Annotated in this window: 6 protein-coding genes; 1 reads left to right on the top strand and 5 read right to left on the bottom strand. The window is 58.2% G+C overall.

Annotated elements, in window-relative coordinates:
- From EN846_RS33250 to EN846_RS33225, 5 genes are all read right to left on the bottom strand, one after another.
- Nucleotides 1-1,655: ABC transporter permease subunit (locus EN846_RS33250; RefSeq protein ID WP_210236134.1), on the bottom strand; the 1,655-nt coding region annotated here is incomplete at its 3' end.
- 80 nt (nt 1,656-1,735) lie between these two features.
- Entirely contained in the window at nt 1,736-2,704 is a 969-nt protein-coding gene (locus tag EN846_RS33245) for an ABC transporter substrate-binding protein (RefSeq protein WP_164746845.1), read from the bottom strand.
- A 113-nt stretch (nt 2,705-2,817) separates the two neighbouring features.
- Nucleotides 2,818-4,023: an ABC transporter ATP-binding protein gene (locus EN846_RS33240; protein WP_127241196.1), complete on the bottom strand. Its 1,206-nt coding sequence runs from the start codon at nt 4,021-4,023 to the stop codon at nt 2,818-2,820.
- A gap of 669 nt (nt 4,024-4,692) precedes the next feature.
- A complete protein-coding gene (locus tag EN846_RS33230; RefSeq protein ID WP_245494692.1) occupies nt 4,693-5,985 on the bottom strand; it encodes an amidase in 1,293 nt (430 codons plus the stop codon).
- Nucleotides 5,986-6,007: 22 nt separating this feature from the next.
- A complete protein-coding gene (locus EN846_RS33225) occupies nt 6,008-6,229 on the bottom strand; it encodes a hypothetical protein (protein ID WP_127241199.1) in 222 nt (73 codons plus the stop codon).
- Nucleotides 6,230-7,599: 1,370 nt separating this feature from the next.
- Between EN846_RS33225 and EN846_RS33220 the strand changes: the two genes are divergently transcribed.
- The gene (locus EN846_RS33220; RefSeq protein WP_135899104.1) at nt 7,600-8,826 is read left to right on the top strand and encodes an acetyl-CoA carboxylase biotin carboxylase subunit family protein; all 1,227 of its coding nucleotides are present in this window, start codon (nt 7,600-7,602) and stop codon (nt 8,824-8,826) included.
- Nucleotides 8,827-9,547 lie beyond the last annotated feature (721 nt).

The raw sequence follows: 9,547 nt of genomic DNA, 5'->3' as shown, positions 1-9,547 counted from the left end.
GCGATCAGCAGACTTGAAACGGCAGCGATCGTCGGCGTGATCTCTTCCCGAATTCCCGACCACATCTTGATCGGCAAGGTGGTGGTGTCCGGCCCGCTCACGAAAAGTGACAGCACCAACTCGTCGAAGGAATGCAGGAAGGCAAAGAATCCGGCGACGATTAACGCAGGACGCATGAGCGGGAGTACGATTTTCCAAATCGTGACCATCCGCGAAGCCCCCAAACTCGCGGCGGCGTGCTCTAGGCGGACGTTCAGGGCCTGTAGGCTTGCGGCGACAATCAGCACGACTAAGGGAACGGCGCCGATCGTATGTGCGATCACCAGAGCGAGATTCGTGTTGACGAGCTGCAACCGTGCAAACAGGAAGTAGAGGGCAACCGCACTGACGATTACCGGCACGATCATCGGTGCAAGCAAGAGCTGGTATCCGACACGGCGCATCCGCGGACTGCCGCGCACGAGCGCCATCGCAGCCGCTGACCCGATGGCAAGGCTTACAAATGCGGTAGCTGTTGCAATGCCCAAACTTTGCAGCGTGGCGGAGACCCACGCGCGGCTTGTAAAATATGCCTCATACCATTGCAGCGACAGGCCGGGGGGCGGGAAATCGAGGAAGCGCGAGGAACTAAATGAGATCGGAACAATGATCAGGATGGGACTGACCAGAAACACAGCAACGAGCAGACTGAAGCCGCGTAGCAGCTTGCCACCAAGAGCCCAACGCTCACAACCTATGGCGAAGCCGGCCGGAACCCGAAGGCTGCGAGCGACCGCCCGCACCAGGGCCGTAGCGAGGTCAACAAGTTGGACGTAAGCGGTGGTTGAACGACGAACGGGTGTGCCAGCCGATTGGGCAGCCCCGTGCTGAGATCCGAGCAAGCTATCGATACCGACGAAATGATTGGAAATTGTATAGACCACCAGCGTGATCGAGAGCAGCACGGTAGCGGCAGCGGCTGCGAGTGGCCAATTCAGCGTCACGTTTGCATAAATGTCGATTTGCATCGGCAATAGGATTGTGTTCGGGCCGCCGAGCAGCGCGGGAGTGATGTAGAACCCGAGAGCGAACACAAAGACCAGCAGCCCGGCCGCGATCACGCCCGGTAAGCTCAAAGGAAAGAACACGCGCCAAAAATTCTGGGGCGCAGAGGCTCCGAGGGAGGCGGCAGCGCGAGTCAGACTGGATGGAATCCCTCTCATTACGCTGATGAGCACCAAAACCATAAACGGCATGAGGATGTAGACCATCGCTATGAGCACACTGAACTTATTGTAGATCAGGTCGATAGGTCGTTCGGTGATGCCGAAGTCCATTAGAAGTTGGTTAATAACGCCAAAGCGCCCAAGGATCACCATCCATGCATAGGTACGCACGAGGTAGCTCGTAAAGAACGGCAACACTACTGCAAGCAATAGCGCTCTAGCGACCCAGGTGCGGGCCGCAACGATCCAGAAGGCGAGTGGATACCCCATTAGGAGGCAAAGCAGCGTAACTGTTATTGCCAGCTCGAAGGTGTGACTGAGGATGATCCAGTTCGTTCGATCACCCAAGAACTCTTGGAAGTGTGCGAGCGTCGGTCCAGGATCGAACAGGCTGAGAGAGAGGAGACCAGCGAGCGGGACGAAAAAGAAGATCCCGAGCAGAAGTGCCATCGGAGCAAGCAAGAGCGAGGTTTCGCGATTGTGTAGGGGCCACGCGATGGCCGCTCTGACGGTCTGGTATAAAGTGGCCATTAGCTGGCCACCCATTGGGTCCAGCGCTCCACGAGCACTTCGGTATTAGTTTTGCCCGAGGAGGATTGGGCTTCCCAGTAGGCCGGATCGTAGAAGAATTGCTTGTCAATGTTCTCAGGCGCAGTCGGCAGTTTGGCGGCCACACTGGGCTCAATGTAATTAAAGGCAGCCCGATTGAGCGGACCATAAAAGATGAGATTGTTGAGACGAGCTTGCGCCTGCGCGGTAGCCTGGTAGGCGACAAACCGCATGGCCGCGGCCCGGTTTTTCGTGCCCTTCGGAACGACCCAATGCAGCGGGCTAAGCATCCCTTCGTTCCACTGGTAATCAACGCCAGCGCCCTGCTCCTGAAGGATTTGCATTCGGCCATTCCATGCCGAGGACATCGCAACCTGACGATCCGACAGGAGCTGACCTGGTTCGGCGCCCACGCTCCAGAATTTCGTTATATGCGGTTTGATGCGATCGAGAGACGCGAATGCCTGGTCGAAGTCGATTGGGTACAGCTTGTCCTTCGGAATCCCGGCTGCCAGCAACGCAAATTCGACCGTCCGTTCTCTGAGGGAGCGAGGCCCCGGAAACGCGCTGACGTCCCAGAACTCAGTCCATGAGCGGGGGCGCGGCTTGTCGGCCGGGTAATCGGCCGTGGAGAATGCCATCACGGTGCTGAACACGTACGAGCCCACGGCATATTTTGTCTTTGCCTCAGGAACAAGATTATCTAGCGTTTCCTTATCGAATGCCGCATAATCGATTTCTTCGACATACTTGTCTGCATCTGATCTAAACGCAGGGCCGGATATCTCCACCACATCCCATTGCACATTGCTGCTATCGACTTGCGCCTTAAGCTTCGCCGCGTCAGCCGGAGACACATAAGTCACCTTGATGCCTGTCTCACTCTGGAAGGGATCAACTACGGCTTTGCGGAACGCCTCCTCATACGATCCGCCACCGGAAACGACCACCAGGGTCGACTCTTGCGCTCGCAAAATGCTTGGGGCGCCAAGCACCAGCGCCGCTCCGCTGAGTCCTATTAGGGCCTGACGTCGCGTCGGCCGACTGGAGTTGCTGTAGCACCTCATGAGCTCTCTCCCTTATGAAGACCATATCGGATGCGATCTGCGGCCGAGGTCACCTGCAACGAAGCCGCCTCAGCTTCGAGATGGTCGGGTACACCTTGTCTCGGGCCGTTCGCCTTCACAGAAAGAAGGCGTCCATCCCGCGCGTCCCAGCCAATTCGCACTTTCTCACCGAGTTTGAACCGTGGAGAGGAGGCGCGATAAGCTACGGCTACAGTGAGAACTACGGAAGGGGCCCCACGCAAGCGTACTTGGCACTTGACGATGTTTCCGCGGTAAATAGCCTCTTGGATCACACCCTCGAATTCGTTGTCAGCGCACGCGCCTGTTGCGAGAGGGATGATCTTCTCGGGTCGGACCATGAGGCTCACGGGCCCCATCACCTGGTGCTCGGCTCCCTGCCACGTCGCTCGAACCTGCAGGCCAGCGACATCGAGGAGCGGACCGTGATCTGTCTTTCCAACAAGACGAGCGTCGAGGAAGTTCGATTCGCCAATGAAGCTCGCAACAAAGCGGGTTTCTGGCGTCTCATATATGTCTTCCGGCGTACCAATCTGTTCGACCTTGCCCTCATTCATCACCACGATTCGGTCGGACATTGTGAGCGCTTCACTCTGGTCGTGGGTGACGAAGACCATTGTTGTTCCAAGAGATTTTTGTAGGCGCTTCAGTTCGAGCTGCATGTGCTCTCGAAGTTGCTTATCAAGCGCACCAAGCGGTTCATCCATTAGAATTACACTTGGGCGGAACACAAGCGCACGCGCCAGTGCAACCCGCTGCTGTTGACCGCCGGACAGCTCGTGAGGCATGCGGCCCCCATATTCACCGAGCTGAACAAGATCGAGTGCCGCGGCGACACCGGCTTGAATGTCGTAGCCGGATATTCCGCGCATCTTCAACGCAAACGCCACGTTCTGGAAAACGGAGAGATGAGGAAACAGCGCGTAGTTCTGGAATACAACTCCGATGTTGCGCCTGTGGACTGGTAGCCTCGTTATTGGTCGAGCACCGACAGAAATTTGGCCAGTGTTTGGCGCTTCAAACCCCGCGACCATCATCAACGTTGTCGTTTTCCCGGATCCGCTTGGCCCAAGAAACGAGACAAACTCGCCAGCCTCGATCTGGACCGACATGTCATGAACGGCTCGTACGCTGCCATATTGCTTACAGAGTCGCTCTAGTCGCAGCGGTTCACCTCGGGGCATCGAGACCTCTTAGTCGTTGCAAATAATGCAACGGTGTTGCAATTACGTTGAAACCTGACAGGGGTGTGAACGCTTGTCAAGCTGAGCTGAGGAGTCATCGATGAATTCTGACAAACATGCCTCGAGCGACCGTGACCGAGCCCCGCGGGGAGGTTACAACCTTGCCACGCGCCTTAAATCTGCTGAGGATACTCGGCGCGAGTGAAAGGCCGATCGGAGTGAATGAGATCGCGCGGCGGCGAGAACAGCATGCAAGCGCGGTTTCGAGGACGCTGTCCACGCTTGAGCACAATGGATTAGTCCAACGGGACGAAGATCCGCGCATCACCATACCGGCCCGCGGCATATGGAACGGCCGCTATCAAGGCCTGACACGTGACCGCTCGATCCATGCCCGATGCTTCAGGTTCTAGCTTGCAAAACGGCTGGCATCCACACATGAACTTGACGTGGTCCGTGTGGCGCGACCCTATCTCGAGGAACTTGCCGAAAGCACGAGGGAAATGGCCTCAATCAGTCTTTGGAACAAGACTGAGGTTCGCAGATGCTCGCGTCAAGGCTGCAAGAGGTTCTGCGCTCGGCCTGGAACGCTACACGCACCCCAGACCACCGAACGGACCGTTCCGGATTGCTTCAAACGGACAGCTTGGCTGCGGTCTGGATCTGGTTCTATCCAAGCATTCTCTCGAGCATCAGGGCAATCTCGAAGAGCTCGGCGTCGGAGCCCGGCGCACCAACCAACTGTACCGCAACGGGCAGGCCGCGGCTTTGCAAAGAGACCGGCAACACCAGTGCCGGGGCGCCTACTAGGTTGAAGAATGACGTGAACAGTGTCAGCGCGTTGCCGATTGGCATGGTCTGTCCGGCTACCCTAACCTCGACTGTGCCGATCTTCGGAGCCGTGATGGGGCAGGCCGGCGTTAGAAGGACGTCGAACGCTTTCATCGTATTTACAAACGCCCGTCTGTAGGTCTCCAGCATGCGCTTGCATTGAATATAGCTTTCCGCCGAGATGAACTGCGCCAGCACCATGCCGCTGCGCATATCGGCGCCGAAATGATCGCGGGCGCGGGCGAGATTGGGCCCATGATATGTCAGAGTCTCGGCCAGTTGGATGGTCAGCGATACCGTGCGGGCCTCGGCTTGATCCGGCAGGTGGGCGACGGCGAAGGTGGCGCCCGACCGTAGCAGATGCGACTTAGCGGCGAGGAATGCGCCGCGCACGGACGCTTCGCATTTATGTTCCCAGCCCTGAACTAACCCGACCCTCAGGCCCTTAGGTGGCAGCGCAGGTGGGATCATCGCAATGTGCCTTGCGACCGTCGTTAGGTCCTCGACGCATGTTGTCAGCACCCCCGCATGGTCCAGTGACCAGCAATACGGGAAGACGCCGTCGAGGCTAATCAGGCCGAAGCTCGGCTTGTACCCGGTGATACCGCAGAGCGCGGCCGGAACCCGCACAGAGCCGCCAGTGTCCGTGCCGAGCGCGAACGGCACGATGCCTGCCGCCACGGCCGCGGCGGAACCGCTGCTCGACCCGCCGGCGAGCCTAGTCTCATCATGTGGGTTAACGACCGTTCCGGCCCAGCCATTCTCCCCCGTTGCGCCATAGGCGAATTCGTGGAGATTGGTCTTGCCGATCAGGCACGCCCCGGCTGCATCAAGCTTGCGGATAGCCACTGCCGTCGTTTCTGGCACGTTGGTCTGCAGCAGCCTGCTGCCGCAGGTTGTCCGAATACCGCTCGTCTCGAACATGTCCTTCGCTGCATAGGGAACGCCATCAAGGGGCCCAAGGATGCACCCGGTCGTGCGGCGTGCATCGGCTTGTCTGGCCTGCGTCAGAGCATGTTCAGCGGTCACAGTGATGAAGCTGCGCAGCGACGGATTGCTCCGTTCGGCCGCTGCGATACTTTCATGGGCGATGTCGACTGCGGATCGGCTGCCGTCCTCGAACGCAGCCACCGTGGTCCTGATTGACCTCAACTCAGTCATCGTCGAAGTTGGGCGCTGCCGCTCGGGCGTGGGGTGCGACATCGCCCAGGTCCTTGGCGACAATCCCGCGCAGATCCGCGAGCACGCTCGCTAAACTTGAGACAACCCCGAAGGCGGGCCTGATCAACTGCTGAAGATCGTCATCGGCCCATCGGCCGCCGAGAAACTCGGCGTTAATGGATTTCAGCGTTTCAAGACGCGGCTTGAGCATCATGTCCTCTCTCTCACAACGGTCAGGGCGGGATAGCAGCTAGGTCCTCGAACCCGGTTTCGTTCGATGGAATCACCGATACGGCCCCCGAAGGTTACCTCGGTGAGGTCTGCCTCCATCGACCGCGAAAGTCATGCCAGATGGAAGCAGGCGCTGCTCGCCTGGCTTGAGCCGGTGCGAGCCGGCCGAGAATCCAGCACTCGTTTTGATCTTCTCGGCCGCTACTCTGATTACATCGCAAGTAGTGCACCTTGATAGCCGCGAGCCGCTGCCTACTGGGCTGCCGCCGCGGTTTCATACACCCGCAGCTGCTCACGGATGACGTGCCCATGGAGAGTTCGCGGTCGAAGCCGAAGTTTTTCGTGAATTGACAATGCCACAGAAGCACAGATCGAACGGATCGCCCTTCAGTCATACGGCCCAACGGTCTCTGAACCATGTACGTGTCATGTTGCAGGTCGTAGGTCGTCGGCGGAACGGAAGCTGTCTGTTTTGGCTTCGAGAAGCGACGCTTTGCGCGTGCCGGCGCAATTGCGGCGGCTGCGACCTCCGGACATGAGAACTTTGTCGCGGAGTGCCTCGCGAGCATCCCGGATGCTGCTGCATCGCTAAGCCGCCGGTCGAGCCCGACAAGCGCGGATGCCAACGCGCTCCTCCATTCGCCTTCCATTCCCGCCGCTTCATTCCAGGACGTCGTTCACCCGGATCAGAGGACTTCCTTGCTGCGCAAGTGGTCTCGAAAAGTCGGCTTTACAGACTGCGCGGGGTGTCTGTCGGCTGCTGATGGCCGCGGCCATTAGACACCCGCGAACTGCTGTAGCTGGATAACGATGCTCAACCGCACCACTGACTCAGTCAGCCGGTGGCGATTGCAAGCGTGGAAATGATCTCGATGTTATTGAAGAACTCGACCGGGTCACCCGACGCTGTTGGCTGACCCGGCATAGGCATTGAAGGTGTTATCAATATGCCATTTGTCGCTCAGGTTGCGCTTGCGTCGATTGAAAGTTCCAGCAAAGAGCCCAGCGGCTCAAGGCTGGATGGTCGTTTGGTCGGTAGCGGTGCCTCGCGGCCATTTCCCGACCACGCAGGTTCAAACTACAGATTGGGGGCCAGCGCACACTAAGCAAGACCCACTAATTGAAACCGACGCCCTTGAACATCGCAAGCCCCCGAACTTCGTTGAGGGTCCCCGTGCCACACCGCCGGCAAGTCGAACGGCTATAACAGATCCTTCAAACAAATTTACAGAACCTTTGCGACTGCAGGTCGCTGACGCTGGTACTTAGTACGTGTCCGGGGTCGCACGGCTACAAAGCTAAATCCTGTTTACGCTGAGACCGCCGCACAGCACGCAATGGAGGTCATCGCCAATGGAACAGAGAGCGCTCATCCTGATTGAAGGTCATAGGGCCAATGGTCCGCTCTACGTCCGAGCGGCTCAGCGTCTTGGCCTTTGTCCAATTACCCTGTCGGCCGACCCAACTCAATACGATTATCTTGCGGCCGAAAAGCTTGAGGCAATCCAAGTCGATTCAGGCAATCTTGATGCGCTGATCCGCGAATGTTCCCGGTTAAACGTGAGGTATGACATTGCTGGCATTACGGGCTTTGCGGGCAATGACGAGTCGGTCTCTGCGACAGTTGGCAAGCTCTGCCAGCATTTCGATCTGCCGGGGCCGGACCCCATATCCATTGAAAGATGCTGCGACAAGTACACTCAACGTCAGCTCCTCGCGAAGGCCGATGTTCCAATGCCTGCTTATCGCTTGGCAGCGAATGCGACGGAGGTTCAAAGCTTTGCAGCGGAGATCGGGCTGCCGGTAGTTCTTAAGCCAGCCATCGGCAGCGGCAGCATCGGTGTCCGCTTGTGCCGCAATGTCGAAGAGGTGGCCGAACACACGAACCACCTGTTGGGCGGGGACCCCACGCAGTCTTCCCCGATCCTGGTCGAAGAATTCGCACAAGGTCCCTATTATGGCGCTGATATAATGGGAAATGAGGTCATTGGGATTGCCGCCTCTGATTTCGGCCCGCCACCGCATTTCGTCTTCTATCGCGGCATCTGCCCAGCCCCGCTGAGTGATGACGAGCATAGACGTATCGCCGATCTTTCGTTGCGCTGTTTGCGGGCTCTCGACCTTGGCTGGGGGCCAACGAACATTGAGCTCCGGTGGACGAGGCGTGGCCCAGTCGTCATTGAAGTCAATCCCCGTATGGCTGGCGGCACTCTCTCGGTTCAGCTGGCTTACGGCATCGATCTCATCAGCGAGCACATCAAGCTTGTCATCGGCGACGAATGGAATTTGCGCAGACGGCATTCGAATGTCGCAGCATGGCGGGCTCTACTTCCTGATCGCGATGGCATCCTCGATTGGATCGACGGAGACGGTCGCGCGGGTGCTATACCAGGTGTCACCGAGGTTAAGTTGTACGCAAAACCCAAGACGTCGATCATAAGGAAGGGAGATTACCGAGACTCTATCGGATATGTCATGGCCGTTTCCCCCAGCCGTGGTGAGACCGAGGCGATACTTCAGCGTGCCGTTGACTTGATCCATTGGTCGATCACGCCTTTTCCGACCCCTGCTGGCGACTAGAATCTGCAGCCCCTTGCCTCCTCCGAGCGGCGCCAGAGAGCTGTGCTGGCCCCGATCGCCGCGGCAATGGCCACGCACCTCCGGCACTATGGACTCGCCCCATCGGTCCAGCTCTTGCCGGCTATTTGCAAGCGAGAGCGCCCTGTCTGCCCACTTCCTACATCTTGCTCGGCGCGTCCAGACCGAGTTGCACGTTGATGGCTAGTCTGATCATGTTCTCCCGCCTGCAGAACCGCGCGGGCCCGAGCGCATCGCCCCGCCCTCCTGATTGATGGCACAGCGCTTGGCCAGCGCTCTTAGCTCTCGACGCATTGCGGTCCCCACAGAAGCCTCCAGATTACCACTCGTGGGGACTGGCGATTCGGGATGCTGGCAGGTCGGAGGAATGTCCAGACGAGAGCCCCTTCGAACGACGTTTGTGAGTGTGTTGTTGAAGCAGTAGCTTCTTCATCGATGGGTTGAGCATCTGGGCCACGGAGTCGATTGTGGCCGCGATGGACGAGCACCTCGATGGTGTTCGCCTCGTGGCCCAGAACGCGCGAGCCCGGAGCTTAGTCTGAAAAATCGATTTGTCGTATTTCATGTTGGCTCCTGCGGAACAGCGCCGGCTTTCTCGATTGCGCTTACATAGTGGACGAGACAGAAGTAACCATCCTTTTCCACGTCGAAATTGCTGACGATTCCTATGACTGGTCGCATGTGCTTTGCCATCTTGAATGGG

This window comes from Mesorhizobium sp. M4B.F.Ca.ET.203.01.1.1 (assembly GCF_004791025.1).
In the GTDB taxonomy this organism is placed as follows: Bacteria; Pseudomonadota; Alphaproteobacteria; order Rhizobiales; family Rhizobiaceae; genus Mesorhizobium; species Mesorhizobium abyssinicae.
The sequence above is the reverse complement of the archived record's forward strand: the minus strand, read 5'-3'. Positions and strand labels throughout refer to the sequence as shown.

Excerpts from the sequence above, each read along its gene's own strand:
- EN846_RS33220 (WP_135899104.1), top strand. The coding sequence starts at position 7,600 with ATGGAACAGAGAGCGCTCATCCTGATTGAAGGTCATAGGGCCAATGGT.
- EN846_RS33225 (WP_127241199.1), bottom strand. The coding sequence starts at position 6,229 with ATGATGCTCAAGCCGCGTCTTGAAACGCTGAAATCCATTAACGCCGAG.
- EN846_RS33240 (WP_127241196.1), bottom strand. The coding sequence starts at position 4,023 with ATGCCCCGAGGTGAACCGCTGCGACTAGAGCGACTCTGTAAGCAATAT.